Source organism: Pseudoduganella sp. GW821-FHT05F09 (assembly GCF_059419605.1).
This window is the reverse complement of sequence record NZ_JBWKSD010000003.1, coordinates 759,248-785,270: the sequence shown is the minus strand read 5'-3', so window position 1 is coordinate 785,270 and position 26,023 is coordinate 759,248. Positions and strand designations below refer to the sequence as shown.

Genomic DNA, 26,023 nt, shown 5'->3' with positions numbered 1-26,023 from the left:
TCTGGCGCTGAGCCTGCGCTGGACGGCGAATTAGCAATATGGTAACGTGTATCCTCGAGGAATTATTTCTACAGCGCAATGACCATCCATACCTGGCAGCCCGGCGAAACCAAGACCATCACCTTCGCCGCGGGCGACAGCATAGACGCCAGCGGCATCGCCGCCAGCGCGCTGCGGGCGCAGACGCTGAACGGCGCCCTGGTGCTGGACGCCGCCGCGCTGGGCGCCCTCACGCTGCTGGGACCGGGCGGCGCGACGCTGCAGCTGGAGCTGCTGAAAGTCACGCTGTCCGGCGGCGGCCGTCTGCTGTACACCGCCTCCGGCTCGGTCCAGGCCGGCAGCGGCGGCGACTTCCTGCTGGGCGGCGCGCTGGACAACACCCTGTACGGCGGCGCCGGCAACGACATGCTGGACGGCGGTGCCGGCAACGACAAGCTGTATGCCTACGGCGGCAATGACACCGTCTACGGCGGCGCCGGCAACGACACCCTGGACGGCGGCGGCGGCAGCGACAAGCTCGACGGCGGCGACGGCGACGACTATCTGCAAAGCGGCCAGCTGTACGACAGCGCCACCGGCACCTTCTTGACCGACCTGCTGGGCGACGTCCTGAACGGCGGCGCCGGCAAGGACACCATCTTCGGCAGCGAGGGCAACGACGTCATCGACGGCGGCAGCGGCAACGACAAGCTCTACGCGCGCGGCGGCAACGACACCGTGTCCGGCGGCGACGGCGACGATGAAGTCTTCGGCGAAGCGGGCGACGACGTGATGAGCGGCGGCGCCGGCAACGACAAGCTCTACGCCGGCGCCGGCAAGGACACCGTCTCCGGCGGCGACGGCGACGACGAGCTGTGGGGCGAGGACGGCGACGACACCCTGGACGGCGGCGCCGGCGCCAACCTGCTGCTGGGCGGCAGCGGCGACGACACCTACCTCATCCGCAGCCGCTACGACCGCATCCAGGAAACCAGCGGCCAGGACAAGGGCGTGATCTACGCCGACTGGTACAAGACCAACAGCGCCGTGGAGCAATGGAGCTGGGCGCCCGGCGTGCAGAAGCTGCCCTACTGGATAGACGCGCTGACCTACGAAGCGGCCTTCACCACGGCCAACACCGTGCAGCACGTGGTGTACTACAGCTTCGCCCAGGCTGCGGCCAGCTTCTTCACCACAACCGACCTGGACGGCTTCCATCCCTTCAACGCCGAACAGAAAAGCTACGCCCTGCAAGCGATGGCCTACGCCAGCTCGCTGCTCAATGTGCGCTTCGTGGAAACCGCCTCCGCCGACACGCCCTACAGCATCGTGTTCGGCTACAACCGCCAGCCCACCTCGGGCGGCTACGCGGCCAGCATCTACAGCGGGCGCGGGTCGGTGCTGATGGTCGGCAGCACCAAGTGGACCGAGACGCCCGGCACCGACAACGGCAAGGAAATGTGGCGCATCCTGCTGCACGAGCTGGGCCACTCGCTGGGCCTGAAACACCCGTTCGACCTGCCGCCCGCCGTGCTGCCGGCGGCGGAGGACAAGACCAGCGTGTCCGTCATGAGCTACACCGAGGACCGCACCAGCAGCGACAGCTACCACGTCTACGCCCCCTTCGACATCGCCGCGCTGCAAGCGCTGTACGGCGTGGCGCCGCAGGCGCGCGCGGGCGACTCGGTATACGTGCTCGACGCGGGCGCCTCCAGCATGGTGTGGGACGGCGGCGGCAGCGACACCATCGACGGCAGCGCCCTGAAGCAGGACCTCACGCTCTACCTGGAAGCGGGCTACTGGAGCCATATCGGCGCCAAGGCCGCCACCATCACGGCGGCGGGCCAGGTCACCATCAACTTCGGCAGCGATATTGAGAACGGCTTCGGCGGCGCCGGCAACGACCGCCTGGGCGGCAACGCGCTGGACAACCGCCTGGCCGGCGCGGCAGGCAACGACGTGCTGACCGGCGGCGCGGGCAACGACAGGATGGACGGCGGCGCCGGACTGGACACCGCCACCTTCGCCGGCGCGCGCGCCAGCTACACCGTGCAGCGCCAGAACGGCGCGGTGGTGCTGGGCGACAAAACCGGCGCCGACGGCGTCGATACCCTGAGCACCATAGAACGGCTCAAGTTCAGCGACACCATGGTAGCGCTGGACGTGGGCGCGGGCGAGACCGGCGGCCTGGTGTACCGCCTGTACCAAGCCGCCTTCGACCGCCAGCCCGACCTGGTGGGCCTGGGCTATTGGATCGCCATGGCTGACCAGGGCCTGGCCATGCGCGGCATCGCCTCCAGCTTTATCGGCAGCCAGGAATTCGCGGACCGCTACGGCGCCAAGCTGAGCAACGAAACCTTTGTCGCCCAGCTCTACCAGAACGTGCTGCACCGCCCTTACGAACAGGCCGGCTTCGACTACTGGACCGGCGTGCTGAAGCTGGGCGTGACCCGCGAAGACGTGCTGCTGGGCTTCGCCGACAGCGGAGAAAACTATGCCCAGCTCGCCGTCACCATAGGCGACGGCTTCGCCTACACGCCTTACGGCTAAGCGGCCCGGCCGTCCCAAGCGATGGTATTTCACGGCGGTGACAGGCGATGACTATTTTGCATGGTCCGCGCACCCGGCACCGGCCCCGGCGCGTTTTTTCAGAGGGGCCTTATGTTAAAATACCGGCCTCACTGGCATACCGTCGAAGGAAGATTGAACATGGCTGGACACAGCAAATGGGCCAATATCAAGCATAAAAAGGCCGCAACGGACGCGAAACGCGGCAAAATCTGGACCCGCCTGATCAAGGAGATCACGGTCGCGGCGCGCATGGGCGGCGGCGACATCGCCACCAATCCGCGCCTGCGCCTGGCGGTGGACAAGGCGGCCGACGCCAATATGCCCAAGGACAACGTTCAGCGCGCCATCACGCGCGGCACCGGCGGCGAAGACGGCGCCAACTACGAGGAAGTACGCTACGAAGGCTACGGCATAGGCGGCGCCGCCATCATCGTCGACTGCATGACCGACAACCGCGTGCGCACCGTGGCCGAAGTACGCCACGCCTTCAACAAATACGGCGGCAACATGGGCACCGAAGGCTCGGTGGCCTTCATGTTCAAGCACTGCGGCCAGTTCCTGTTCGCGCCCGGCGCGGACGAGGACAAGCTGATGGAAGCGGCGCTGGAAGCCGGCGCCGAAGACGTGGTGGCCGACGAGGAAGGCGGCTTCGAAGTCATCTGCGGCCCGCACGACTTCTCCGCCGTCAAGGACGCGCTGGAAGCGGCCGGCTTCAAGGCCGAAGTGGCCGAGATCATCATGAAGCCCGCCACCGAAACCGTGTTCACCGGCGACGACGCGCTCAAGATGCAAAAGCTGCTCGACGCGCTGGAGAACCTGGACGACGTGCAGGAAGTCTACTCCAACGCCCTGATCGAAGACTGATCGCGGCCTGCAGCATTTCAAGCGGCCGCAGGGCCGCTTTCCCAGTTTTACATTCGGAAACGGTCTTATGAAAATTTTGGTAGTCGGCTCGGGTGGCCGCGAACACGCCCTGGCCTGGAAACTGGCCCAATCGGAACGCGTGCAGATGGTCTACGTTGCCCCCGGCAATGGCGGCACCGCGCTGGACGCGCGCCTGAAAAACATCAACATCACCGACCTGCACGAGCTGGCCGCCTTTGTTGAAAACGAACACATCGCGCTGACCGTGGTCGGCCCGGAAACCCCGCTGGCCGGCGGCATCGTCAACCTGTTCCGCGCGCGCGGCCTGAAAGTGTTCGGCCCCACCCGCGAAGCGGCCCAGCTCGAATCGTCGAAGGACTTCGCCAAGGCCTTCATGCAGCGCCACGGCATTCCCACCGCCGAATACCAGACCTTCTCGGACGTGAAACTGGCCCACGCCTACGTGGACGCCAAGGGCGCGCCCATCGTCATCAAGGCCGACGGCCTGGCCGCCGGCAAGGGCGTGGTCGTGGCGCTGACGCTGGAAGAAGCGCACCAGGCGGTCGACCACATGCTGGCCGACAACCGCTTCGGCGACGCCGGCGCGCGCATCGTGATCGAAGAATTCCTGGCCGGCGAAGAAGCGTCCTTCATCGTCATGTGCGACGGCAAGAACATCCTGCCGCTGGCCACCTCGCAGGACCACAAGCGCCTGCAGGACGCCGACCAGGGCCCCAACACCGGCGGCATGGGCGCGTACTCGCCGGCCCCCATCGTCACCCCGGCCATGCACGCGCGCGTGATGCGCGAAATCATCAACCCCACCATCGCGGGCATGCACAAGGACGGCATTCCCTTCACCGGCTTCCTGTACGCCGGCCTGATGATAGACGCGGCCGGCAACCCGAAGACGCTGGAATTCAACTGCCGCATGGGCGACCCTGAAACCCAGCCCATCATGGCGCGCCTGAAGACCGACCTGCTGGCGGTGATGGAGCACGCCGTCAACGGCACGCTGGACGCGGTGGAACTGGAATGGGACCGCCGCACCGCCGTGGGTGTGGTGCTGGCCGCCGCCGGCTACCCGGACAGCCCGGCCAAGGGCGACATCATCGACGGCATTCCGGCCGAGACGCCGGAATCGGTCACCTTCCACGCCGGCACCGCCGAGGTGGACGGCAAGCTGGTCACCAGCGGCGGCCGCGTGCTGTGCGTGGTCGGCCTGGGCGACAGCATCAAGATGGCGCAAAAGCAGGCCTACGAATCGGTCGACAAGATCCACTTCGACGGCATGCAATACCGCAGCGACATCGGCTGGCGCGGCCTGAAACACTAAGCACCACCACCGGGGTCAGTTCTGTCATCACGTCATGCTCCAGTGCATGACGCGATGACAGAACTGACCCCATGTTACAATCCCGTCCTTCAATTTCTTTTCCCGCCGCCGAATGTCGTCTTCGCCCTCCCCTGCCGCCGTCAAGGATTACCTGCTCGAGCTGCAGAACCGCATCGTGCAGGCGCTGGAGACGCTGGACGGCACGCCTTTCCTGCGCGACGCGTGGGAGCGCCCGGAAGGCGGCGGCGGCATTTCGCGCCTGGTGGAAGAGGGCAATGTGCTGGAACGCGGCGGCTGCAATTTTTCGCACGTGATGGGCGCGGCGCTGCCGCCGTCCGCCGCGGCGGCCCGCCCGGAACTGGGCGGCCGCGCCTGGGAGGCGACCGGGGTGTCGCTGGTGCTGCATCCGCGCAACCCCTACGCGCCCACGGTGCACATGAATGTGCGCTTCTTCAGCACCACGGCGGCCGACGGTTCGCCGGTGTGGTGGTTCGGCGGCGGCATGGACCTGACGCCCTACTACGGCTTCGAAGAGGACGCGCGCCATTTCCACCAGACCTGCGCCAAGGCGCTGGCGCCGTTCGGCGATGAACTGCATCCGCGCTTCAAGCGCTGGTGCGACGAGTATTTTTATCTGAAACACCGCAAGGAAGCGCGCGGCGTGGGCGGCATCTTCTTCGATGACTTCAACGCCGCCGGTTTCGAGCAAAGCTTCGCCATGGTGCGCAGCGTGGGCGACGCCTTCCTGGACGCCTACCTGCCTGTGCTGGTGCGCCGCAAGGACACCCCATACGGTGAACGCGAACGCGACTTCCAGGCCTACCGGCGCGGCCGCTACGTCGAATTCAACCTGGTGTTCGACCGCGGCACCCTGTTCGGCCTGCAGTCGGGCGGGCGCACCGAAGCCATTCTGATGTCGATGCCGCCGGTGGTGAAATGGCGCTACGACTGGCACCCCGAGCCCGGCTCGCCGGAAGCGGCGCTGTACACCGACTTCCTGCCGCACCGCGACTGGCTGGCGTAGTGCACACGGTGCCCGATGCCATGCAGCCCGCACCGGCCCGCCGCATCGCCCTGCTGGGAGGCACATTCGATCCGGTCCATAACGGCCACGTTGCCCTCGGCGCGCATTTCATGCGCTTGCTGCAGGCCGACGAGCTGGTGGTCTTGCCCGCCCTGCCCTGGCAGAAGGCGGCGCTGAAGGCCACGCCGGCCCAGCGCGCCGAGATGGTGGCGCTGGCTTTTGCCGGCCAGCCTTTCCCGGTGACGGTGGATAGACGCGAGCTGGAACGCGGCCAGCCGACGTACACGGTCGACACGCTGCGCGAGCTGCGCGCCGAACTGGGGCCGCAGGCGTCCATCGCTTTCCTGATGGGCGCCGACCAGCTGCAGCGGCTCGACACCTGGCATGACTGGCAGGCGCTGTTCGGGCTGGCCCACCTGTGCGTGGCGGCCCGCCCCGGCTTCCGGCTGGACGCCCTGCCGCCGGCAGTGGCGCAAGAATTCGCCCGGCGCGCGGCTGCGCCGGAGCAAATAGGAAAATCGCCGTCTGGACTGACGTGCATGGCGCCCGATCTGGCGCTGGACATCTCAGCCACCGGTATTCGTGCGGCATTACAACGCGGAACGCGGCCGGCTTTGCCAGCCTTACTTATTCCGCCGGTAGTGCTAGACTATATTGAACAACATAATCTTTACAAAGAATAATGGATATTAAAAAACTGCAAACCCTGGTCGTGGACGCCCTGGAAGACGTTAAAGGCCAGGAAATCGCCCTGTTCGACACCACCCACCTGACCAGCCTGTTCGACCGCATCGCGATCGTCTCCGGCACCTCGAACCGCCAGACCAAAGCGCTGGCCGCCTCGGTGCGCGACAAGGTGAAAGCCGCCGGCGGCGACGTGATCGGCATGGAAGGCGAGGACACCGGTGAATGGGTGCTGGTCGACCTGGGCGACATGATCGTCCACATCATGCAGGCGCCTATCCGCGCTTACTACCGCCTGGAAGAGATCTGGGGCGACAAGCCGGTGAAACTGGGCGCGGCCAAGCGCAAGTCCACCACCGAAGGCGCCGAAGCCGCCGCGCCGAAGAAAGTGTCGGGCCACCTGGCCGCCGGCAAGAAAGAGAAAGCCGCCGAGCCTGTCATCGAGAAGAAGGCCGTGCCTGCCCGCAAGCCTGGCGTGACCAAGGCCAAGCCGAAAGCCGCGCCGGTCGACACCGACGCCGTGGTGAAAAAGCCGCGCAAGAAAGCCGAGCCTGTCGATCCGTCCATCCCGGAAGGCAAAAAAGTGAAAGTGGGCGCCACCAAGTCGCTGACCGCTTCCACCAAGGCCAACCGCGAAGAAAAAGCCAAGGTCGCCAACAAGCTCAAGGCCGCTGCCGAAGCGCCGGCCAAGACCGTGATCAAGCGCCTGAAAAAAGCGGCAGCCGAATAAGGCCGGGGACGCAGTGCAGCTGATTATCGCCGCAGTCGGGCACAAGATGCCGGCCTGGATCGAGTCCGGCTACGCCGAATACACGAAGCGCATGCCGCCCGAGCTGCGCATCGTGCTCAAGGAAATCAAGCCGGTCGAGCGCTCCGGCAGCAAGACCGCCGCCACCGCCATGGCGCTCGAACGCGAGCGCATCGAGGCGGCGCTGCCCAAGTCGGTGCGCATTATCGCGCTCGACGAACGCGGCAAGGACTTGACCAGCGTGGGCCTGTCCCAGCAGCTGGAGCTGTGGCAGCAGGACGGGCGCGACACGGCCTTCCTGATCGGCGGCGCCGACGGGCTGGACCCGGCCCTGAAAGCGCGCGCCGAAGGCTTGATACGCATTTCCAGCATGACGCTGCCCCATGGGATGGTGCGCGTGATGCTGGCCGAGCAGCTCTATCGGGCGTGGACAATTACGCAGAACCACCCTTATCATCGCGTCTAGAACGATGAAAGCACAACATCATGAAACCGGTCGACAAAAAGATCTACCTGGCGTCTAAAAGCCCGAGGCGGCGCGAACTGCTGCGCCAGATCGGCGTCGATTTCGAGCTGCTGCTGCTGCGCAGCGACGGCCCGCGCGGCGCCGACGTGACCGAGGAGGTGCTGCCCGGCGAAAAGGCCTACGACTACGTGGGCCGCGTGGCGGCGGAAAAAGCGGCCTTCGCCTGGAACCTGGTGCAGCGCCGCCATCTGGTCTCGCGCCCGGTGCTGGCGGCCGACACCACGGTCACCGTGGACGGCGCCATCCTGGGCAAGCCGGCCAGCAACGCCGAGGCGGTGGCCATGCTGGAGCAGCTGTCCGGCCGCACCCACCAGGTGATGACGGCCATCGCCGTGCACCACCACAATATCGCGCTGCAGGTCACGCAAGTGTCCGAGGTGCGCTTCGGCACCCTCTCCCCCACCTCCATCCAGGCCTATTGCGCCACGCAGGAGCCTTACGACAAGGCCGGCGGCTACGGCATCCAGGGCCTCGCTTCGCTGTTTGTCGAGCATATCGAAGGCAGCCATTCGGGCATCATGGGCTTGCCGCTGTACGAAACGGCGCAGCTGCTGCGCCAGGCCGGACTGCCGCTGCCCTGACGGCCGGCGCGGCGCTCAGTTCTCCAGCCGGAAGCGGCCCATCACGCGCCGCAGTTCGCCGGTTTTCTCCATGCCGCGCAAGGCCTCGGACAAGCGCCCGGCCTCGTCCGCGTAGGCCGGCCCCAGCCAGATGTAGACCGGGACCTGGTCGATCCGGCTGGCATGCATCTGGGCGCCGAATTGCTCCTCCCCGGGCCATTTGCCGGCCTCGTCGCCGCGCAGCACGCAATAGTCCACCCGGGCCGCCAGCGCCATGCGCAGGCAGGAATCTTCCGAGTTGGTGATCTCGCGGACGGCCGCGCTGCCGGTGCTGAAAGCCAGCGTCTTGTAGCCCCGTACTATGGCCACGCTCTTGCTCTTCAGCTCGGCCCACGACTTGGGCAACGGCGCCTGCAAGGGCGCCACCACGAAGGAGTTGGCGTTGTACAGGTGCGGCTGGACCTGTATGGCCTCCGGAAACGCCTGGCCGAAGGTGGCTGCCCGGTTCGCGTCCCCGTCCCACTGTCCGGCCTTGAACTCGGCCAGCGCCAGCGGCCGCCGCTGCGATGCGCCCGGCGCCGCGTTGCGGGTGGGCTCGCACGGCGCTGCCGCGCTGCCCAGGAGCAAGACGGTGAAGATCAGCAACTTGCGCAAATCTGCCATGCGGGGGACGCCTCCATGAGCCGGCGGGCGGCGGCAACCGTGCCGGCCCGGACCTGTGCGGCCCATGATCACAGAAAATTAACATAAAGAAAAGCCCGGCGGCGGCGCGCCAGGCAAACGCCAGGTTTGCCGTTGCTCCGATGCCGTGTATGATCTTTTCTCAACACAATAGCGGCAACACTCCATGAACGAAGACATCCTCATCAACATCACCCCGCAAGAAACCCGGGTCGCCCTGATACTCCAGGGCGCGGTCCAGGAGCTGCATATCGAGCGCACGCTCACGCGCGGCCTGGCGGGCAACGTCTATTCGGGCAAGGTGGTGCGGGTGCTGCCGGGCATGCAGTCGGCCTTTATCGACATCGGCCTGGAGCGGGCCGCCTTCCTGCACGTGGCCGACATCTGGGAAGCGCGCCCGCACGACGGCCAGAACGCCGCCCCCACGCCGATCGAGAAGATCCTGTTCGACGGCCAGGTGCTGACGGTGCAGGTGATCAAGGACCCGATCGGCACCAAGGGCGCGCGCCTGTCGACCCAGATCTCGATCGCCGGGCGCATGCTGGTCTATCTGCCGCAGGACAACCACATCGGCGTGTCGCAGAAGATCGAGAAGGAGAGCGAGCGCGAGTCGCTGCGCACGCGCCTGCAAGGGCTGCTGCCGGCCGAGGAAAAGGGCGGCTACATCGTGCGCACGCAGGCCGAGGACGCGTCGGACTCCGACCTGGCGGCCGACGTGGACTACCTGCGCAAGACCTGGGGCGCCATCACCCACGGCGCGCGCACCCTGCCCGCCACCAGCCTGCTGCACCAGGACTTGAGCCTGGCCCAGCGCGTGCTGCGCGACTTCGTGCACGACGAAACGGCCAGCATCCAGGTGGACTCGCGCGAGAACTACATCGCGCTGACCGAATTCGGCAAGACCTACACCCCCAGCGTGCTGCCGCGCCTGCAGCACTACACCGGCGAGCGGCCGCTGTTCGACCTGTACGGCGTGGAGGAGGAGATCCTGCGCGCGCTGGGCCGGCGCGTGGACCTGAAATCCGGCGGCTACCTGATCGTCGACCAGACCGAGGCCATGACCACCATCGACGTCAACACCGGCGGCTTCGTGGGCGGGCGCAACTTCGCCGACACCATCTTCAAGACCAACCTGGAAGCGGCGCACGCCATCGCGCGCCAGCTGAGGCTGCGCAACCTGGGCGGCATCATCATCCTCGACTTCATCGACATGGAGAACGCGGAGCACCGCAGCGCGGTGCTGCTGGAGCTGAAAAAGACGCTGGCGCGCGACCGCACCAAGGTGTCGGTGAGCGGCTTCTCGGCGCTGGGGCTGGTGGAGATGACGCGCAAGCGCACGCGCGAATCGCTGGCGCATATCCTGTGCGAGCCCTGCCCGGCCTGCGCCGGCAAGGGCCAGGTCAAGACCTCGCGCACCATCTGCTACGAGATCCTGCGCGAACTGCTGCGCGAAGCCAAGCAGTTCAACCCGCGCGAATTCCGCATCCTCGCCTCGCAGGAAGTGGTGGACCTGTTCCTGGAAGAGGAGTCCCAGCACCTGGCCATGCTGGGCGATTTCATCGGCAAGAAGATCTCGCTGCAGGTGGAGAACTCCTACCACCAGGAGCAGTACGACGTGATCCTGATGTAGCAGCCGCCGTCCGGGGCTATTCGTCCCGCAGCTGGTACTTCTTGACGACGCCACTCCTGTCGAACAGGATGGACAGCTCCTTCCTGTTGTCCGCACTGTTCAGCACCAGATTCAGATACGGCAGCGAGTCGACCATTTTCGACAGGCCGATCTGGTAGAGCCACAGCTCGTAGCCGTTGTCGAAGCGGCTGACCTCCGCAGCGCCGAAGGCGGCGCTGATATCCGCCTTGGTCGACTTGCCGACGGCGATGGACTGCGCAGCGCCTTGCTGCGACAGCGTCCTGACCGTTCCGTTGCCGCTCGATGCGCAGCCGGCCAGCATGGCGGCGAGCGCAAAGCATGCCGCGGCCTGGAATTGTTTTCTCATTGCCTGCGCTCCTGTGTCTGCCCCTGTTCCTGCGCCTGCGCGGGCTGCTCGTCGTCCATATAGTCGAACTGCAGCAGGGTATCGTCCGGCCATCCCTGCTCGTACAGGGCTTTGAACTTCACCATGTACACGCGATCGCGCAGCTGCATCCAGTCTTCATAGTCCGGCATCATCGGAGCTGCAGCGCCGTGCAGCATGGCGGCCGGCATCACGCTGCGCCGCGCGCCGGCCAGCAGGGTGACACTGAACACGGGCCGGTCGGCGAAGTAGTACATATTGATGGGCAGCGTGCGGCACGGGTCCTGCAGCCTGGCCACCATCATGTTGATGGGATGATGGACATAGGCCACCAGGTCGCCGGCCATGGCCACTTTGCATTCGAGCAGCAGGTCGCCCAGGCGGCGCGTGTTGGGCGGCAGGCCCGGACTGCGCACGTCGGCCCGCCAGGCCAGGCTTTTGGCCTGCCGGTTGAAACGCACCATGGCGTCGCCGCCGGCGGCGTCCGCGTCGCGCGGCAATACGAAAGTCTGGTCGGCCGCCAACGGCACCGCGATCCTGCCGCGCGCACCGGCGATCTGCAGCGCCAGCCCTTCCATGGCGACGCCGGCCCGGCGCGGCAGCACCTTGAAGCGCAGGACGGCGGCGGGCGCCAGCGGGCGGTTTTTTTCAAATACGTCCACGCCCGCCAGCATGTCGCGGTAGGACTTCTCGTCCCGGTCCGGGCTGGCGCCGGGCACCGTCACGCTGGGCATGGCCGCATCCTGCGCCGCGCGGGCCGGATGCAGCGCCGCCAGCAGCGCCAGCAGCGCCAGCGCACCGCATACGCCCCAGCGCCCCGCGTTCCCCATGTACCCCACGTACCGCCGCCTGCCTGGTTCAGCTGTCATGTCCGGCCCTTTGCCTGTGCAATTGATAACGCATTCTATGCCGGCCAAGCTTGGGCAAAGCTTAAGGTTCAGCAGTTATACTTTCGGCATGCATATCCTCATCATAGAAGACGATCTCGCGCTGGGCGCGGCGCTGCAGCAGGCCTTGAAGCTGGATGGCATCAGCAGCGAATGGCTGCGCCGCGCAGCCGACGCGCCGCGCGGTTTTGCCGGAGCGGACTGGGACTGCGTGCTGCTCGACCTGACGCTGCCGGACGGCGCCGGCCTGGAGCTGCTGCGCCGCTGGCGGCGCCAGGGCAGCCTGGTGCCGGTCATTATCATCACGGCGCAGTCCGCGCTGGCGGACCGGCTGGCGGGCCTGGACAGCGGCGCCGACGACTTCCTCGTCAAGCCGTTTGCGACGGCCGAACTGGTCTCGCGGCTGCGCGCCGTGCTGCGGCGCTACGCGCAGCAAGCCAGCGACGTCTGGACGGTGGGCGAGCTGCAGCTGGAGCCGAAACGCTACCGGGCCAGGCTGGCGGACGCCGACCTGCATCTGTCGCTGCGCGAATTCCAGCTGGTGCTGGAACTAGCGCGCGAGCCCGGCGTGGTGATACCTAAAGGCGTGCTGGCGCAGCGCCTCGAGCCGCTGGGCGAGGCGCTGGACTTCGGCGCCATCGAAGTGCACATCTCCAACCTGCGGCGCAAGATAGGCGCCCAGCGCATCCGCACCGTGCGCGGTGTCGGCTATATGCTGGCGGCATGAGCTTGCCCTTTCCGTTTTACGGCCGCCGCACCCTGGTTCGGCGCGTCATGCTCGCCTTGCTGGCGGCGTTCTGCCTGGTGTGGATGGTGCTGCTGGCGCAGCAGTTTTCCGCCGAAACCGACAGCGCCGAATTCGACCGCCGCCTGCTCGTGCTGGGCCAGCGCCTCGGCGCCGCGCTGGCGGCGGCCGGCAGCGACGGCGAGGCGCGCGCCGTCACCGCCGCCACCTCCGACCTGGTCAACGACAGCTACCGCGCGCAGGGCGTGCCGGGCGCCGTGCTGATGCAGCTGTACGGCGCCGGCGCCCAACCCTTGTACCTGTCGCCGGAAAGCGCTGGCGCGCAGCTCGCCGCCGCGCCGCAGCAGCTGAGCAGCACCGTGGTGAACGGCCAGCCCTTCCGGCTCTACCAGCAGCAGGCCGGCGGCCGCACTTTGCGCGTGGCCGCGCCTGTCGTCAACCGGGTGTGGATACTGCAGCGCATGGGCGCGGAACTGGCGGGCCAGATGCTGATCGCGCTGCCGCTGGTGCTGCTGCCGCTGTGGCTTGCGGTGCGCAGCGGCCTGCGGCCGCTGCGGCAGCTGTCGCGCCAGATCGCGAGCAAGGGCGCAGGCGATCTGGCTGCGCTCAATGCCGCCCCCGAATACGAGGAACTCAAGCCGCTCGCCGCAGCGCTGGACCAGCTGCTGGCCCAGCTGCGCAGCAAGCTGGCGCGCGAGGCCAGCTTCGTGCACGACGCCGCGCACGAGCTGCGCACGCCGATGGCGGTGATCTCCGCGCAGGCGCACGTGCTGGCGCTCGCGCCGGACGCCGCCCAGCGCGCGGAGGCGGAGCGTCTGCTGGACCAGGCCATTGCGCGCGCTTCCCACCTGGTGCAGCAGATGCTCGACATGGCCACGCTCGAGGGCGGGCCGGAACAGCGTCCACCGCTGGCCATGCTGGACGCCGCCCAGCTGGCGCAGCAAGCCATCGCCGACGTGGCGCCGCTGGCCATCGGGCGCGGCATTGAACTGGCGCTGGAAGCGCCGGACACGCTGATGCATGCGCTGGACCGGCACGCCTTCCTGTCCATCCTGCAGAATCTGCTGCACAACGCGGTGCGCTATGTGCAGGAAGGCGGGCATGTGCTGGTTGAGCTGCGCCGCGCGCACGGCGCGTCCGGCGCGCTGCTGCTGACCGTCACGGACAACGGCCCCGGCATCCCGGACGCGGAAAGGGCGCTGGTGTTCGAGCGCTTCTATCGCCGCGCCGGACAGCATGCGCCGGGCTCGGGACTAGGCCTGGCCATCGTGCGGCAAGCGGCCATGCGGCTGCGCGGCGCCGTCGAACTGGACAAGGCGCCGCACTCCGGCGGCTGCCGCTTCGCCGTCGAGCTGCCTTAGCTGGTCTGGGAGACAGACGAAAAAAGGCCCGCACGCAGCGGGCTTTTCCATTCACTTTGACGCATGGCCCGGCGATCACCCTGGCTATCTGCCAGGTGTCATCGCCACCGCCCGCCCGCGCTATCTGCGCGGTGCCGGCGGTTGATACGAGCCACTGTCCCGCTAAACCATTTTCTCCGGGTTCTGGCTATCTGCCAGGTGTCCAAAGCCGGTTGGAGCGGGACCGCGTAGCAACAATCAGGACAGAACCTGGATGTTGCCGGCCTTTTCGCCTTTAGGACCAACGCTGCGCTCAAACGAGACGCGCTGGTTTTCGGACAGGCTCTTGAAGCCGGTCGACTGGATGTCGCCGAAGTGGGCGAACAGGTCCGCGCCGCCTGCGTCCGGCGTGATGAAGCCGAAGCCTTTAGCGTCGTTGAACCATTTAACGATACCGGTTTGCTGAGTACTCATGATGTATTCCTTTAGTTAAAACAATAGGCAACTTTGCCGTAAGGGCACTTGAAACCAAGAATTAAAACCGAAGGAAAAACTGAACGACCTGGGATAACAGCCATGCGGAATTGGGACCAACAAGATTACGACTTGATGCAAGTACGAGATGCAATATACGCGGCTTTGCACATATCACCTAGCTTTATATTAATTTAATTTTCCCGCGCTGCGCCGGCGGCGAACAGCACGTCGAGCTGCGCGAACAGGTCCGCGAACTGGCGCGAGGCGACACGGCAGGCGTCGCAGCCTTGCAGGTGGTGCGCGAGCTGGCTGTGCTGCGCGGGCGTCAGCGCTTCGTCGCGCGCGCCGCAGACCAGATAGGTGGTTTCGCGGCAGGTCAGTTTTTTTACTTCGTCGTTCATTGCTCTTCTCCCCAGGCCCGCACCGTGCATTCGCGCAGCCGCATGCGCGCGCGGTACAGCACCACGCGCAGATTGCCGCCGCTGATGGCGGCGCCTTGCTCTATTTCTGCCAGCTCCAGGCCCAGGTATTCACGCATCAGGAAGATGCGCGCGGTCTGCTCGGGCAGGCGCGCCATGCACAGCTCCACAATGTCGAGCAGCTGCCGCTGCGAGGCCTGCGTTTCGGCGCACACCGTGTCGATGAACACTTCCGGATGCCAGGCGTCTTCGGCCGTGAACAGGGCGTCGATGCTGAAGCCGTCGGCGTCTTCGGCGGCCGCCGCGTCGTCCAGCGGCGCCATGCGGCGCGCGCGGATGATGTCGATGATCTTGAAGCGCAGGATGCCGGTCAGCCAGCTGCGCACGCTGGCTTTGCCCGCGTAGCCGTCCCAGCCCTTGAGTGCGCCGAGCAGGGTCTCCTGCACGGCATCCTCCGCGTCGGCGGCCGAGGACAGCTGCAGGCGCGCGAGGCGCAGCAGGAAGGGGCGCTCGCGCGCCAGCTCCTGCCAGCCACCGCCTTTGCCGTCCTGCCCGTCCTCGCCGCTTGCCTTCATGCGCTGCGCTCCTTCCTCACTTGCCGCTGCTGCGCCGCGCCAGCGACACGGCGTAGGCCGCCGCGCGCGAACGCAGGATGGGGTCGTCGCTCATGGTGATGGAAGCGGGCAGATTGCCCGGCATGAAGACCACGCCGTCGCACGCGCCCGCGTCGTCCAGCGCCTGCACCGCCAGCGTGCCAAGCGACACCTTGGCGCTGCCCTGCCACGGCAGGCTCGGATCGGACAGGCTGTCGCCGGCGGCGGGCAGCTGGGCGTAGATGGTGTAGGCCACGCCCTCCTTGCCCAGGCGCTCGCGCAGCTCGGCCTGCAGGAACTGGTCCGGCAGGCTCTGTTCCTGTTCCGCGCTCAAGTAGTGCGTGCCGGCCTGCGGCGCCACCACGATGCGGGCGTGCTACTTGGCCTGCCCTTCGCCGCCGAACACGAAGGCGTTGTTGGAGAAGTACGGCGTGGTGGCGTAGGACTGCGGCGCGGCGTGCGCGGCCAGCAGCGCCGGCTGGCGCGCGCCATCAGGATAGGCGGCGTTGTGGGCGGCGATTTTTTGCGCGTCCGGTTTTTTGGTGACGGGATCGGGCACGCGCGCTTCCAGGAAGCTGACGAAGGAAGCCGGCGTGGCGGCGAAGAACACCGGCTCCGACAGCAGCAGCAGGTCGTAGACCTCGCCGCCGCCGCTCAGGCGCTTGGTCAAGCCGCGCACGCTGCGGCTCTTGTCCGACACACCGGGATTGCCGCCGCCAACCGAGAAGCGCAGCTGCGCGGCCACGCTGGACTGGCGGAACAAAGGACTGCCGGCGAAACCGGCGGCGCCGGCGGCCGGGGTGAACACGCCGGTGGCGCAAAAGCCCTTGGCGTGCGAAGCGCGCTTGCCCGCGTGCTTGCCGAAGGTGTTGTTCAATGCGTCGACCAGAGCGGCGGGAGACGGTTCGGCCTGGGCTGGCGTTTGGGCTTGGGCGTGGGCGACGAGCGAGATGGTCATGGCGAGTAAGCTCCTGTGGATAAGCGTGGCGTTCAAAACAGTTCTCCAAAAAAGTGGGGATATGCTGTTAAGTCGCCGCTCACTCGCCGATGTTACAACTATTTTTCAGGCGCCGCGCCTCATGGCGCCACGCCACTTACCCAATCCTCGACCCGCAGGCCCGGCACACGCATAAACTCGCGCCGATTGTTTGTTACGACGATCAAGCCCCGCGAGCGCGCGTGCCCTGCAATCATGCAGTCGTAAGGACCGATAGGAGTACCCAGTTTGGCCAACTCTGCGCGCACTTGCGCCGTATGCGCTGCGGCATCCTGGTTATAGTCGAGCACCTCGAGACGTGCGGCAAACCCTTCCACCACTGCTAAATTCTGCGCAGGGCTCGCAGACTTCTCGGCGCCATAGATTAACTCCATCAACGTGACTGTACTCATGCACATTTCACCGTGGTGCCGAGTGAATTTCTCCCGGACTTCTGCCGGCTTGTGCTTGATGGTGAAAATACAAGTATTCGTGTCCAGAATGAGCTTCAGCATTAAAACGCCTCCCGCTCCTGCTCTGCGGGCTGGCCACGTTCAGCCATAAAGTCATCGCTCACGCCAGGGGCGTCAAACCAGCTATCCCAGCACTCCCCGGCAGGAGAAATGATTCTCGTCCTGCCCAGCACCACGACATCGACCCGCTTCACGTCTTCCGGCAACGCAACAGCTTTAGGCAGACGTATTGCTTGGCTACGATTGCTCTGAAAAACAGCTCCCTGTTCCATACGGCCTCCTCGCATATACGTTTGGCATATACATTGTAGGCCTACATTTTAATCAGTCAATAGCCGCCAGCATGGGCTGCAGGGTCTGCCACACTTGCTGCGGCGCGATCTTTTGCATGCAGTCGTGGTGGCCCAGCGGGCACTCGCGCTGCTTGCACGGCGCGCACTCCAGGCGCAGGGAGATCGACGCGGCCACGTCGGAGAACGGCGGCGCGTGGCCGGGGTCCGTGGGGCCGTAGATGGCCACCACCGGCCGGTTCAGCGCCGAAGCGATGTGCAGCAGGCCGGAGTCGTTGCTGACCACCGCGCTGGCGTGGGCGATCAAGGCCACGGCCTCGGCCAGGCTGGTGGCGCCGGCCAGGTTGTACAGCGCGGCTGCGTTGCCCCCGGCGCCGGCCACCACTTCCGAACACACGTCCTTGTCCTTGGGCGATCCCAGCAGCGCAATCTGCACCTGCGGATGCGCCGCCACGATGGCTTGCGCCAGGCCGGCGAAATGGCTGGCCGGCCAGCGCTTGGCCGAGCCGAATTCGGCGCCGGGGGCGAAGGCCACCAGCGGGCGCTGCGGGTCCAGCCCGGTGCGCGCGCAGGCGGCGGCGATCTGTTCGGCGCTCGCTTGCAGCGCCGGGCGCGGCACCGGCTGCAGGGGCGCCTGCGGCGCGCGCGCCAGCGCCGCGTAGAACGGCACCATGGGGCGCGGCGGCACGTCGTCGCGGTGCATGACGTTGATCAGGCCATAGCGGCTTTCCCCTTTATAGCCCACCCGCTGCGGGATGCCCGCCAGCCAGGGGATCAGCGCGTACTTGAGCGTGTTGGGCAGCACATACGCCGCCGCGTAGCCGCGCCGGCGCAGCTCGCGCGCATAGCGCCAGCGCTCGCGCAGCTGCAGCGGGCCGTGGCGGAACGGGGTTTCCAGCACCTGGTCCACTTCGGCCATCTGGCGCCACACCGGCGCCACCTGGGGCGGCGCCAGCACGTCGATGGGCCGCTCCGGATGGGCCGCGCGCAGCAGCGCCAGCAGCGGCTGCGCCATGACGGCATCGCCTATCCAGTTGGGAGAAATCACCAGCGTGCGCGGCGGCAGCGGCGGCAGCGGCGGTACCTGGCTCATGGCGCTATCCTCTCGTCCTGCGCGTTCAGGCAAAAGCCCATCAGCAGGAACAGCATTTGTACGTAGAACATGGTGCTCAGGATGGACCAGAAGATGACCTCGGTCAGGCCGAAGCTGAAATAGCCGGTCACCAGCAGCATGCCCGCCAGCGCGGGCGCGATGACGGACGGGCTGGCCGACTCGTGGGTTTTCAGTATGCGCAGGAAGAACAGGAAGGGCGCGATCATGGTGAACAGGTAGACCAGCAGGCCGGGGATGCCGCCGTACACCAGCACGTGCATCATGTCGTTATGGAAGTGCTCGGCCTCCAGCACAAAGGGCTGCAGCCGCCCGGCCGCCACTTCCTGCTCCAGCTCCGCGCGGATCTCCTTGTGGGTGGAAATGCGCCACGGGTGCTGCGCGGCCAGCGCCAGCCCGCCCTTCCACAGCTCGAAGCGCACGCCCACATTGGTCAGGCGCACGGTGCCGTCGAAATAGGCCGTCACGTCGTACACGCCCTGCAGCACCCGGCCCCGGGTGCCGGTCTGGTCGATGAAGTAAGTGCTCACCAACAGCACCATCACCAGCGCCGCGAGCGCCTTGGAGACGCGGCTGCGCAGGAAATGGCCGTATTTGATGAACAGCACGGCGGCAAACAGGATGGCGACCCAGCCGCCGCGGGTGCCGGTGGCCACCGAGCCGAGCAGGCCGGCCAGCGCGCCCAGCGCCGGCCACAGCACTTGCCTGCCCTTGAAATCGAGCACCGCCGCCAGGCACATCATGCCCATGCACAGCGCGATATCGCCGAAGGTGATGGAGTTGATCAGGCCGCCGGGCCGGTCTATGCCCAGGCCCCAGCGCTGGTAGCAGATGAACACGGCGCCGCCCACGGTGCCGGCGATCAGGCCGGCCCACAGGGCCTTGCGGCTGGGGCGCAGCGCCAGCACGGCCAGCAGTACGGTGACGCTGAAAAAGATACGGCTGGGTTTCTCCAGTGCGCGCAATTGTATGTCGGGATGCAACAATAGACCCGCCAGCGCGAATGCGAAACTGATACCAAACGCTGTTAAAACCGTCCGAACCTCAGTAAGATGACGCAATAAGCCTGGTTTTGCTGCACGCCAGCAAAGCATGCCGGCCAGCAGGAACAGAAAGCCTACCGTGCTGACACTATTGCGCGTGATTAAGGCCAGGGCCGGCAGCAGGAAAATCAGACTGTGGATGAGATAAGATAGTGCGTTGTCTTGCAGAATGTTTTTTTTTGTAAAAGTATTATTCATTAATGTTTTGTGAGCTTATTCTTGCAAAAATCAGCACAGGCAGCATCCACTTCATGCAACAAGCGTCAAAAATATCCGTCATCATCACGACCTACAACCGGCCCGACGCCCTGGCGGCAGTGCTGGAGGCCTGCTTCTGCCAGGACGATAATCAATTCGAAATCATTATCGCTGATGACGGCTCCACCCACAACACGCGCCAATGCGTGGAGAACCTGAAGCGCCGCTCGCCGGTGCCGCTGCTGCACGTGTGGCAGCCGGATGAGGGCTTCCGCGCCGCGCGCGCGCGCAACCAGGGCATCCTGGCCGCCAGCGGCGACTACATTATTTTCCTGGACGGCGACTGCATGCCGCAGCCCAATTTCATCAGCCAGCACCGCAAGCTGGCCCGGCCGGGCTACCTGGTGACGGGCAGCCGCGTGCTGCTCAGTCCGGGCTACACGCTGCGCCTGCTGGCCGAGCGCCTCAGCCTGCGCGGCCTGACCGTGTGGGACAAGCTCAAGCTGCGCCTGACCGGCGACCTGAACAAATTCCTGCAGACCGTGCTGACGCTGCCCAACTTCGGCCGCGAAAGCCGCCGCTTCAGCTGGCGCCGCATCAAGAGCTGCAACCTGGGCGTGTGGCGCAGCGACCTGACCACCGTGAACGGCTTCGACGAGAGCTTCCAGGGCTGGGGCCATGAGGATTCCGACCTGGTGGTGCGCCTGTTCAATGCCGGCGTGATGCGCAAGGAAGGCGCCTTCGCCACCGAGGTGTACCACCTGTGGCACAAGGAGAATGAGCGCAGCCTGGAGGACCGCAACCGGCATATCGTGCTGCAGCGCGCCGCCGACAAGACCGTGCGCGCGGCGCAGGGGCTGCAGTCGCAGACCCCGGCCAACACGGCGCCGGGGCCGCAAGCCGTGCCGCCCGGCGTGCGGCCTGCCGCGCAGGCCAGCCTGGCCGCCGCCAGCAAGTAAATAAAATAAGTAAGTCCCGGGACCTCAGCCCTGGTCCAGCATGGCGATGCGCACCAAGTCGGCCACATTGCCCACCCCCAGCTTGGCCATGAGCCGCGCCTTGTGCACTTCCACCGTGCGCACGCTGATGCCCAGCTCCGGCGCGATTTCGCGGTTGTGCCGCCCCTCCACCACCAGCTGCATCACTTCCCGCTCGCGCGGCGTCAGCTCGCGCAGCAGCGCCAGGTGGTCGTCGCGCTCGCGGTTCTGGCGGCGCTGCCGCGCTTCCGACGAGAACGCTTCGTCGATGGCGGCCACCAGCTTGGCGTCGTCGAACGGTTTTTCCAGGAAGTCCAGCGCCTGCGCCTTGAAGGCGGCGCGCGCCAGCGCGACGTCGGCGTGGCCGGTGACGATGACGATGGGAATGCGGTTGCCCAGCGCGGCCAGGCGCTGCTGCACTTCCAGCCCGTCCATGCCGCTCATGCGGATGTCGATCAGCAGGCAACCGGCCCAGTCCGGCCGCCAGGCCTGCAGCAGCGCCTCGCCGCTGGCGAACACGGCGGTGCGGTAGCCGCGCACGCCCAGCAGCAGGCCGAGCGCGTCGCGCACGGCCGGGTCGTCGTCGACGATAAATACGGTCAGGTCCAATGCCACGCTATTCTCCAGTTTCGCCTTCCAGCGCCGGGAGTATAAAGCGGAATATGCCGTGTTCGGCCACCTCCGCCCACAATTTCCCGCCGTGCGCTTCAATAATCGCGCGGCTGAGCACCAGCCCCAGGCCCAGGCCGCTGGACTTGGTCGACACAAAGGGCTCGAACAGGCGCCGCGACAGCGCCTCGGACACGCCGGCGCCGCTGTCCTCGACCGTGATGCGCAGGCGCGCGCCGCCCAGCGCCTGCGCCGACAGCGTGATGCGGCGCTGGCCCGGCGCGCAGGCGGCCACCGAGTCGAGCGCGTTGGCCAGCAGGTTGCGCAGCACCAGTTCGACCTGCAGCCGGTCCGCCAGCACCGACACCGGCGGCGCCTGGGCCACCGCCAGCTCCACGCCCTGCTCGCGGCACTGGCTGAAGAACTGCTGCGTGATGGCGGCCAGCAGCGCGCTGGCCGGCACCGGCTCCAGGCGCAGCGCGCCGGTGCGGAAGAAGTCGCGCAGGCGCCGCACCACCTCGGCCGCGCGCACCGATTCGCTCACCATGCGCCCGATGGCGCCTTTCAGCAGCTCGCCGGTCTCGCCGCGCTCGAGCAGGTGCTCGCAGGCCTTGCCGTAGGCCGACAGCGCCGTCATCGGCTGGTTCAGCTCGTGCGCCAGCGCCGCCGCCATTTCACCGGCCGCCGCCAGCCGCAGCGTGTGCTTGAGTTCGTCGGCCACCTGGCGCCGCTCGTCGACCACGATGCCGATAAAGAAGGCCACCAGCGCCAGCACCGCGTCCAGCAGCTGCAGTTCGGCCACTTCGATGTCGACCGCGTTGTTCCAGCGCACCAGGGTGACGATGGCCAGCTGCAGCGTGAACACGATCAGCGCCGCGCCGTACACGCCCTGGCGGGTGGCGGCCCAGATCACCGGCAGGAACAGGAAGTAGAAATGCTTGAATTCGGCCCGCGCAATGTGGCCGAACACGGCCGTGAGCATGCACACGGCCAGCACCAGGTAGCCCAGGGTTTCCCAGCGCCAGGCGGCCGCGCGCAGGCGCGCGCGGCTCTCCTCCCCGGCCAGCATCCAGATCAGCGGCATGGACACCATGATGCCCACCATGTCGCCGATGGCGAAGCGCCACACCGCCAGCGCGCCCTGCCCGGCCGGAATCTGCCCGGCCGAGGACAGCAGCGCCACATAGGCCACGCCGTTCAGCAGGGCGCCGGCCGCCACCGCCACCAGCCAGGTCAGCAGGCGGTCGCGGTTGTCGAACATGGCGCCGTTGCTGAAGTTGCGCCGCAGGCCTTCGCCGATCAGGCCGTAGCCCAGGGTCAGGCTGAGCGCGCCCAGCAAGGTGTACAGCGGCCCGGCCGACATTCCTCTAAACAATATATCGCCCAGCAACAACGCGGCGAACCACGGCAGCGCGGCTTTTTTTCCGTAGCGCAGCCAGTACACCAGGCCCAGCGCCGGGTCCGGATTCCAGGGCGTGATATTGACGCCGTACAGCGGGTCGACATAGGTCAGCCAGTCGAGCAGCAGGTATAGCAACAAGAATAACGGCCCGTGCAAATTTGACCATGCCAATGCCGAGAAGCGCCTCATCGGGCCAAGCTTTCTGCCATGTAAGTGTTTCCCTTAAGCTATTTCGCGAATTGTCAGCGCTTGCGCGCACCGATATATTTCTGATTGTAACGTAGTGTTTCCCCGGCCCAGCCCTCGCCGCCCGCATTTATCACTGAACATCGCACTCTGGAGTACCGAACAACATGCAGGCTATCACCCTCCGCGCCGGGCTGGAACGGAAATCTTTGCCCTCCATGGCCTGTGCGGCCGTCAAGCTGCAAGTGCGCGCACTGGCCCATCCGCTGCTCACGCGCGGCTGGCTGCAGGCGCTCAATTCGCACCACGCGCTGCGCGAGCTGGCGCATATGCAGCCGCGCTTGCTGCACAAAATCTACCGTCCCTACCTGAGCAGCCGGCTGACCCAGCGCCAGCGCCTGGCGGCCCTGGTGTCGCACTACCGTTTCGTGCTCCAGCACGGCCTGGCGCCGGTGGTGGCGCAAGCCACGCGCGGCCGGGTGGAGCTGGCCAGCTTTGCCGGCAAGTCCGGCACCGTCTACCAGATCGACCTGCGCGCCATCGTGCCGATGGAGCGCGAAGGCGAACTGGTGCTCCAGCTGCGCTGCGGCGAGACGCTGGTGTCCTCGGTGGCCTTCTCCTTCCTCGCGGACGGCCACCAGGCCAGCGTGGGCATAGGCTGCCTGCAGGGGCCGCAATGCGGCGACGGCCTGGAGCTGGCGCGCGAGGCCACCCGCGACCTGCACGGCCTGCGCCCGAAAAACCTGCTGGTGCGCCTGGTGCAGCAGCTGGGCTACGCCTACGGCTGCAGCCAGTTGCTGCTGGTGGGCAACGACAACCGCGCCGTGCTGAAGCAGATCCGCAAAGGCCGCGTGCATGCGGACTACAACGCGCTGTGGACGGAGATGGGCGCCCAGCCGCGCAGCGACGGCGACTACGCCCTGGCTTGCGGCCCGCTGACGGCGCCGGTGATGGAGGAGATCGCCTCCAAGAAGCGTTCGGAAGCGCGCAAGCGGCACGAACTGCTGGTGGCCGTGGCGGCCAGCGTGGTGGACGGCATCGGCGCGCCGCAGCCGCAAGGCCAGCAGCAGCCGCTGCGGGAAATCGCACGGGAGCCGGTGCGCGCCGTCGAACTGGAGAGCACACTGGACACGGCGCTGGCGGCGGCCTGAATCGGCGCGGTGCGGTAGAATCGCCGCACCACCACCACAACCTGGGAGCATGCAATGCGACTGGATATCTACCGCCGGGCCGAACACGACGGCCTGTTTTCCTACCTGGCCGTGCCCGAAGGCAAACCCATCCCGCAGGAAGCCATCAATACCGACTGGGAAGCGGCCAGCATGGCGCTGGAAGTGGACGATGGCGCCGAGGCCCTGCCCGACTTCCATATCTCCCAGCCCCACCAGCAGATCGGCGTGAAAGGCTACGCCATCACCGGCCTGAAGGACCTGTAAGGCTTAAACGAAGGGCGTGTACTCGAAGCCGTTCTGGATGGCGCCTATCACCTGGGCGTAATTCTCCGGGCTGTCGCTGAACGAAGCCAGCACGGCGGCCTGCGAGGCCAGGCCCTTGTTGAGCACATTCAGCCAGTAGGCCGCACCGTCCGCGTCCGGCGCGCGATGCAGCACGTTGCTGTACAGCAGGTTGACCAGCGTGGCGTTGCTGGGCGTGGCGCTGCCGTACAGCTTGATGAACTCGGCGCTGGTCATGAAATTGGCGGCCACTTCGCCCAGGCCCACGCCGCGGTCCATCACCCCTATCCAGTAGCCCAGGCCGGGCAAGTCCGGCGCGCGGTTGAAGGCGGCCTGGTAGACGCGGTAAGCCTGCCCGCCCGCGCCGTCGATATCGATGGCGAGGATCTTGTCGGCAAACTTGATGCGCTCGCTCGCCACCAGCAGGTCGGTGCCGCCGGCGCCGGCCAGGTCGGCCACCGTGTAGCCATAGGCGGTTTTCGCCACCGTGTAGCTGCCGCGCGCGCCGCCGTACAGCACGGTGTCCGTGCCGGCCCCGCCGTCGAGGAAATTATTGCCGGCCGTGGCGGCCAGCGTGTCCGCGCCCGCCGTGCCGCTCAGGTTCAGGCTGCTCGCCACCGTAAACACCTGCGCCGCCGACGCCGCCGACACATTGCCGTTCGCATCGGTGGCCTTGGCGGTGACGCTGTAGCTGCCGTTGGCCAGCGCCACCGGCTGGATGCTCCAGCTGCCGTTGGCGGCCGCCGTGCCCACGCCCAGGCTGACGGCGCCGTTGAACAACTCCACCCTGGCTCCCGCTTCGGCGCTGCCGCTGAACAGGGGATGGTTGCCGCTGGCGGCCGCGCCGCCGTCCTTGCTGAACACCAGCACCGGCGCGGCCGGCGCCAGCGAGTCCAGGCTGGACAGCGCCAGCGTGCCGTCGCCGAAGCGCAGCAGTTCGATGTTGCGCAGCGTGTCCACGCCCTCGGCGCCACTGACGCGCCAGTTCAGCGCGTCGAGCTGCACCACGCTGTAGGCCGCGCGCAGGCCGGCATAGATGGCGGTGTCGGTGCCGGCGCCGCCGTCCAGCGTGTCGTTGCCGCCCACGCCTTCGAGCGCGTCGTCGGCGGCGCCGGCGGTCAGCGCGTCGTTCGCGCTGGTGCCGGTGTAGTAGCGCCCGCCCCCGCTCGAGCCCACGCCCAGCAGGCCGCCCAGGCCGTCGCCGCCGTACAGCCATTTCAGCGCGGCCAGGTCGTACTGGCTGTAGCTCGCATACGGCCCGCCGGAATCGGTGTAGGACATCAAGGTGTTGGCCGTGGTGTCGCTGCCGGCCGGCAGCACGATGTCGCCCTCGAAGGGATGCTTGAGCCCCATCATGTGGCCCATCTCGTGCAGCAGCGTTTCCAGGCCCTGGCCGCCGCCCAGGAAGCTGTTCTGGCCGCCCCACTGCACATTGTCCAGGTAGATATAGGCGTTGGCGTTATAGGCCGTGATCACCTCGCCGCTCTTGTAGGAGTAGTTGATGCCCCAACTGCACAGGCCCGAGGTATTGGCGCCGACGATGTCGGCGTAGGCGAAGTGCACCTTGGCCGCCGTGCCGCTGGTGGTTTCCGTGAAGACGATGCCGGTGATGCTGCTCAGGTAGGCCAGCGCCGTGCGCGTGGCGGCCTGCTGCGCAGCCGTGAAGGCCTGCGGCGCGCTCTGGATGCTGCTGTTGCTCGATTGCAGGCCGCTGGCCGTGGAGAAGGTGTAGCTGATGGTGTTGCCGGTGGACGGCGCCAGGTAGTTCCAGGCCGGCCCGTCATCGAGCAAGGCGTCGATGTAGTTCAGGCCGGACAGCGGCGCGGTGGTGACCTCGGTAACGGTAGCCATGCTT

General features: G+C 66.8%; 29 protein-coding genes. 14 read left to right on the top strand and 15 right to left on the bottom strand.

All coding sequences use genetic code 11. From position 1 onward, the window contains the following. The first annotated feature begins 78 nt into the window (after positions 1–78). From AC07S4_RS13425 to AC07S4_RS13390, 8 genes are all read left to right on the top strand, one after another. On the top strand, positions 79–2,529 hold the full coding sequence (locus AC07S4_RS13425) for a DUF4214 domain-containing protein (RefSeq protein WP_494987120.1): 2,451 nt from the start codon (positions 79–81) through the stop codon (positions 2,527–2,529). A 159-nt stretch (positions 2,530–2,688) separates the two neighbouring features. Further along, on the top strand, positions 2,689–3,414 hold the full coding sequence (locus AC07S4_RS13420; protein ID WP_494987119.1) for a YebC/PmpR family DNA-binding transcriptional regulator: 726 nt from the start codon (positions 2,689–2,691) through the stop codon (positions 3,412–3,414). A gap of 67 nt (positions 3,415–3,481) precedes the next feature. Further along, entirely contained in the window at positions 3,482–4,750 is a 1,269-nt protein-coding gene (gene purD / locus AC07S4_RS13415) for a phosphoribosylamine--glycine ligase (protein ID WP_494987118.1), read from the top strand. Positions 4,751–4,862: 112 nt separating this feature from the next. Then, positions 4,863–5,774 carry an oxygen-dependent coproporphyrinogen oxidase gene (gene hemF, locus AC07S4_RS13410; RefSeq protein ID WP_494987117.1) on the top strand — a complete coding sequence of 304 codons (912 nt, stop codon included), beginning with the start codon at positions 4,863–4,865 and terminating at the stop codon, positions 5,772–5,774. Positions 5,775–5,794: 20 nt separating this feature from the next. Further along, positions 5,795–6,457: a nicotinate-nucleotide adenylyltransferase gene (locus tag AC07S4_RS13405; RefSeq protein WP_161074076.1), complete on the top strand. Its 663-nt coding sequence runs from the start codon at positions 5,795–5,797 to the stop codon at positions 6,455–6,457. After that, positions 6,457–7,188 carry a ribosome silencing factor gene (gene rsfS, locus AC07S4_RS13400; protein WP_494987116.1) on the top strand — a complete coding sequence of 244 codons (732 nt, stop codon included), beginning with the start codon at positions 6,457–6,459 and terminating at the stop codon, positions 7,186–7,188. The genes AC07S4_RS13405 and rsfS overlap by 1 nt, the downstream gene beginning before the upstream one ends. Positions 7,189–7,201: 13 nt before the next feature. After that, positions 7,202–7,672, top strand: a complete 471-nt coding sequence (gene rlmH, locus AC07S4_RS13395) for a 23S rRNA (pseudouridine(1915)-N(3))-methyltransferase RlmH (protein WP_161074074.1) — start codon at positions 7,202–7,204, stop codon at positions 7,670–7,672. A gap of 20 nt (positions 7,673–7,692) precedes the next feature. Next, a complete protein-coding gene (locus tag AC07S4_RS13390; protein ID WP_494987115.1) occupies positions 7,693–8,313 on the top strand; it encodes a Maf family protein in 621 nt (206 codons plus the stop codon). 15 nt (positions 8,314–8,328) lie between these two features. Here the strand turns inward: AC07S4_RS13390 and AC07S4_RS13385 are convergent, their stop codons facing one another. Next, positions 8,329–8,955 carry a hypothetical protein gene (locus AC07S4_RS13385; RefSeq protein WP_494987114.1) on the bottom strand — a complete coding sequence of 209 codons (627 nt, stop codon included), beginning with the start codon at positions 8,953–8,955 and terminating at the stop codon, positions 8,329–8,331. Positions 8,956–9,139: 184 nt separating this feature from the next. Between AC07S4_RS13385 and rng the strand changes: the two genes are divergently transcribed. Further along, positions 9,140–10,603: a ribonuclease G gene (gene rng, locus AC07S4_RS13380; RefSeq protein ID WP_494987113.1), complete on the top strand. Its 1,464-nt coding sequence runs from the start codon at positions 9,140–9,142 to the stop codon at positions 10,601–10,603. Positions 10,604–10,619: 16 nt separating this feature from the next. On the opposite strand, the gene AC07S4_RS13375 is transcribed toward rng, so the two are convergent. Together AC07S4_RS13375 and AC07S4_RS13370 are read right to left on the bottom strand one after the other, a co-directional pair. Continuing rightward, positions 10,620–10,970 (bottom strand): hypothetical protein, encoded by a 351-nt coding sequence (locus tag AC07S4_RS13375; protein ID WP_494987112.1) that lies wholly within the window; start codon positions 10,968–10,970, stop codon positions 10,620–10,622. Next, on the bottom strand, positions 10,967–11,827 hold the full coding sequence (locus AC07S4_RS13370; RefSeq protein ID WP_494987111.1) for a hypothetical protein: 861 nt from the start codon (positions 11,825–11,827) through the stop codon (positions 10,967–10,969). Before AC07S4_RS13370 ends, AC07S4_RS13375 begins: the two co-directional genes overlap by 4 nt. A 118-nt stretch (positions 11,828–11,945) precedes the next feature. Here AC07S4_RS13370 and AC07S4_RS13365 point away from each other — a divergent pair, with 118 nt between their 5' ends. Together AC07S4_RS13365 and AC07S4_RS13360 are read left to right on the top strand one after the other, a co-directional pair. Continuing rightward, positions 11,946–12,602 (top strand): response regulator, encoded by a 657-nt coding sequence (locus AC07S4_RS13365; protein WP_494987110.1) that lies wholly within the window; start codon positions 11,946–11,948, stop codon positions 12,600–12,602. Continuing rightward, entirely contained in the window at positions 12,599–13,981 is a 1,383-nt protein-coding gene (locus AC07S4_RS13360) for a sensor histidine kinase (RefSeq protein ID WP_494987109.1), read from the top strand. Before AC07S4_RS13365 ends, AC07S4_RS13360 begins: the two co-directional genes overlap by 4 nt. 237 nt (positions 13,982–14,218) lie before the next feature. On the opposite strand, the gene AC07S4_RS13355 is transcribed toward AC07S4_RS13360, so the two are convergent. The 9 genes from AC07S4_RS13355 to AC07S4_RS13315 all read right to left on the bottom strand — a co-directional run bounded on the left by AC07S4_RS13355 (position 14,219) and on the right by AC07S4_RS13315 (position 19,285). Further along, positions 14,219–14,434 (bottom strand): cold-shock protein, encoded by a 216-nt coding sequence (locus tag AC07S4_RS13355; RefSeq protein ID WP_494987108.1) that lies wholly within the window; start codon positions 14,432–14,434, stop codon positions 14,219–14,221. 194 nt (positions 14,435–14,628) lie between these two features. Next, positions 14,629–14,838, bottom strand: coding sequence for a zf-HC2 domain-containing protein (locus AC07S4_RS13350; RefSeq protein WP_494987107.1), 210 nt, complete (start codon positions 14,836–14,838; stop codon positions 14,629–14,631). Then, the gene (locus AC07S4_RS13345) at positions 14,835–15,431 is read right to left on the bottom strand and encodes a sigma-70 family RNA polymerase sigma factor (RefSeq protein ID WP_494987106.1); all 597 of its coding nucleotides are present in this window, start codon (positions 15,429–15,431) and stop codon (positions 14,835–14,837) included. The genes AC07S4_RS13350 and AC07S4_RS13345 overlap by 4 nt, the downstream gene beginning before the upstream one ends. A 16-nt stretch (positions 15,432–15,447) precedes the next feature. Further along, entirely contained in the window at positions 15,448–15,783 is a 336-nt protein-coding gene (locus AC07S4_RS13340; RefSeq protein WP_494987105.1) for a catalase family protein, read from the bottom strand. 42 nt (positions 15,784–15,825) lie between these two features. After that, complete coding sequence (locus AC07S4_RS13335; RefSeq protein ID WP_494987104.1) at positions 15,826–16,407, bottom strand: catalase; 582 nt, start codon at positions 16,405–16,407, stop codon at positions 15,826–15,828. A 119-nt stretch (positions 16,408–16,526) separates the two neighbouring features. Next, on the bottom strand, positions 16,527–16,940 hold the full coding sequence (gene vapC, locus AC07S4_RS13330) for a type II toxin-antitoxin system tRNA(fMet)-specific endonuclease VapC (protein WP_494987103.1): 414 nt from the start codon (positions 16,938–16,940) through the stop codon (positions 16,527–16,529). Next, positions 16,940–17,170, bottom strand: a complete 231-nt coding sequence (vapB, locus tag AC07S4_RS13325; RefSeq protein WP_494987102.1) for a type II toxin-antitoxin system VapB family antitoxin — start codon at positions 17,168–17,170, stop codon at positions 16,940–16,942. Before vapB ends, vapC begins: the two co-directional genes overlap by 1 nt. A 52-nt stretch (positions 17,171–17,222) precedes the next feature. Continuing rightward, a complete protein-coding gene (gene waaF, locus AC07S4_RS13320; RefSeq protein WP_494987101.1) occupies positions 17,223–18,281 on the bottom strand; it encodes a lipopolysaccharide heptosyltransferase II in 1,059 nt (352 codons plus the stop codon). Then, positions 18,278–19,285 (bottom strand): O-antigen ligase family protein, encoded by a 1,008-nt coding sequence (locus AC07S4_RS13315; protein ID WP_494987100.1) that lies wholly within the window; start codon positions 19,283–19,285, stop codon positions 18,278–18,280. Before AC07S4_RS13315 ends, waaF begins: the two co-directional genes overlap by 4 nt. Positions 19,286–19,593: 308 nt before the next feature. Here AC07S4_RS13315 and AC07S4_RS13310 point away from each other — a divergent pair, with 308 nt between their 5' ends. Beyond that, the gene (locus AC07S4_RS13310; RefSeq protein WP_494987099.1) at positions 19,594–20,499 is read left to right on the top strand and encodes a glycosyltransferase family 2 protein; all 906 of its coding nucleotides are present in this window, start codon (positions 19,594–19,596) and stop codon (positions 20,497–20,499) included. 24 nt (positions 20,500–20,523) lie between these two features. Here the strand turns inward: AC07S4_RS13310 and AC07S4_RS13305 are convergent, their stop codons facing one another. Continuing rightward, on the bottom strand, positions 20,524–21,132 hold the full coding sequence (locus AC07S4_RS13305; RefSeq protein WP_494987098.1) for a response regulator transcription factor: 609 nt from the start codon (positions 21,130–21,132) through the stop codon (positions 20,524–20,526). A 1-nt stretch (position 21,133) separates the two neighbouring features. Continuing rightward, positions 21,134–22,666 (bottom strand): ATP-binding protein, encoded by a 1,533-nt coding sequence (locus tag AC07S4_RS13300; RefSeq protein ID WP_494987097.1) that lies wholly within the window; start codon positions 22,664–22,666, stop codon positions 21,134–21,136. Between the two features lie 215 nt (positions 22,667–22,881). Here AC07S4_RS13300 and AC07S4_RS13295 point away from each other — a divergent pair, with 215 nt between their 5' ends. Together AC07S4_RS13295 and AC07S4_RS13290 are read left to right on the top strand one after the other, a co-directional pair. Next, complete coding sequence (locus AC07S4_RS13295) at positions 22,882–23,865, top strand: VirK/YbjX family protein (RefSeq protein WP_494987096.1); 984 nt, start codon at positions 22,882–22,884, stop codon at positions 23,863–23,865. Between the two features lie 54 nt (positions 23,866–23,919). Continuing rightward, positions 23,920–24,150 (top strand): DUF6139 family protein, encoded by a 231-nt coding sequence (locus AC07S4_RS13290; protein WP_161074058.1) that lies wholly within the window; start codon positions 23,920–23,922, stop codon positions 24,148–24,150. 3 nt (positions 24,151–24,153) lie between these two features. Here the strand turns inward: AC07S4_RS13290 and AC07S4_RS13285 are convergent, their stop codons facing one another. Further along, positions 24,154–26,019 (bottom strand): DUF4214 domain-containing protein, encoded by a 1,866-nt coding sequence (locus AC07S4_RS13285; RefSeq protein WP_494987095.1) that lies wholly within the window; start codon positions 26,017–26,019, stop codon positions 24,154–24,156. Positions 26,020–26,023: the final 4 nt, after the last annotated feature.

What these genes read in the sequence shown, in the direction of transcription:
- AC07S4_RS13425 (WP_494987120.1), top strand. Translation starts at nt 79, where the DNA reads ATGACCATCCATACCTGGCAGCCCGGCGAAACCAAGACCATCACCTTC.
- AC07S4_RS13420 (WP_494987119.1), top strand. Translation starts at nt 2,689, where the DNA reads ATGGCTGGACACAGCAAATGGGCCAATATCAAGCATAAAAAGGCCGCA.
- purD (WP_494987118.1), top strand. Translation starts at nt 3,482, where the DNA reads ATGAAAATTTTGGTAGTCGGCTCGGGTGGCCGCGAACACGCCCTGGCC.
- hemF (WP_494987117.1), top strand. Translation starts at nt 4,863, where the DNA reads ATGTCGTCTTCGCCCTCCCCTGCCGCCGTCAAGGATTACCTGCTCGAG.
- AC07S4_RS13405 (WP_161074076.1), top strand. Translation starts at nt 5,795, where the DNA reads ATGCAGCCCGCACCGGCCCGCCGCATCGCCCTGCTGGGAGGCACATTC.
- rsfS (WP_494987116.1), top strand. Translation starts at nt 6,457, where the DNA reads ATGGATATTAAAAAACTGCAAACCCTGGTCGTGGACGCCCTGGAAGAC.
- AC07S4_RS13390 (WP_494987115.1), top strand. Translation starts at nt 7,693, where the DNA reads ATGAAACCGGTCGACAAAAAGATCTACCTGGCGTCTAAAAGCCCGAGG.
- AC07S4_RS13385 (WP_494987114.1), bottom strand. Translation starts at nt 8,955, where the DNA reads ATGGCAGATTTGCGCAAGTTGCTGATCTTCACCGTCTTGCTCCTGGGC.
- rng (WP_494987113.1), top strand. Translation starts at nt 9,140, where the DNA reads ATGAACGAAGACATCCTCATCAACATCACCCCGCAAGAAACCCGGGTC.
- AC07S4_RS13375 (WP_494987112.1), bottom strand. Translation starts at nt 10,970, where the DNA reads ATGAGAAAACAATTCCAGGCCGCGGCATGCTTTGCGCTCGCCGCCATG.
- AC07S4_RS13365 (WP_494987110.1), top strand. Translation starts at nt 11,946, where the DNA reads ATGCATATCCTCATCATAGAAGACGATCTCGCGCTGGGCGCGGCGCTG.
- AC07S4_RS13360 (WP_494987109.1), top strand. Translation starts at nt 12,599, where the DNA reads ATGAGCTTGCCCTTTCCGTTTTACGGCCGCCGCACCCTGGTTCGGCGC.
- AC07S4_RS13355 (WP_494987108.1), bottom strand. Translation starts at nt 14,434, where the DNA reads ATGAGTACTCAGCAAACCGGTATCGTTAAATGGTTCAACGACGCTAAA.
- AC07S4_RS13350 (WP_494987107.1), bottom strand. Translation starts at nt 14,838, where the DNA reads ATGAACGACGAAGTAAAAAAACTGACCTGCCGCGAAACCACCTATCTG.
- AC07S4_RS13345 (WP_494987106.1), bottom strand. Translation starts at nt 15,431, where the DNA reads ATGAAGGCAAGCGGCGAGGACGGGCAGGACGGCAAAGGCGGTGGCTGG.
- AC07S4_RS13335 (WP_494987104.1), bottom strand. Translation starts at nt 16,407, where the DNA reads ATGACCATCTCGCTCGTCGCCCACGCCCAAGCCCAAACGCCAGCCCAG.
- vapC (WP_494987103.1), bottom strand. Translation starts at nt 16,940, where the DNA reads ATGCTGAAGCTCATTCTGGACACGAATACTTGTATTTTCACCATCAAG.
- vapB (WP_494987102.1), bottom strand. Translation starts at nt 17,170, where the DNA reads ATGGAACAGGGAGCTGTTTTTCAGAGCAATCGTAGCCAAGCAATACGT.
- waaF (WP_494987101.1), bottom strand. Translation starts at nt 18,281, where the DNA reads ATGAGCCAGGTACCGCCGCTGCCGCCGCTGCCGCCGCGCACGCTGGTG.
- AC07S4_RS13310 (WP_494987099.1), top strand. Translation starts at nt 19,594, where the DNA reads ATGCAACAAGCGTCAAAAATATCCGTCATCATCACGACCTACAACCGG.
- AC07S4_RS13295 (WP_494987096.1), top strand. Translation starts at nt 22,882, where the DNA reads ATGCAGGCTATCACCCTCCGCGCCGGGCTGGAACGGAAATCTTTGCCC.
- AC07S4_RS13290 (WP_161074058.1), top strand. Translation starts at nt 23,920, where the DNA reads ATGCGACTGGATATCTACCGCCGGGCCGAACACGACGGCCTGTTTTCC.
- AC07S4_RS13285 (WP_494987095.1), bottom strand. Translation starts at nt 26,019, where the DNA reads ATGGCTACCGTTACCGAGGTCACCACCGCGCCGCTGTCCGGCCTGAAC.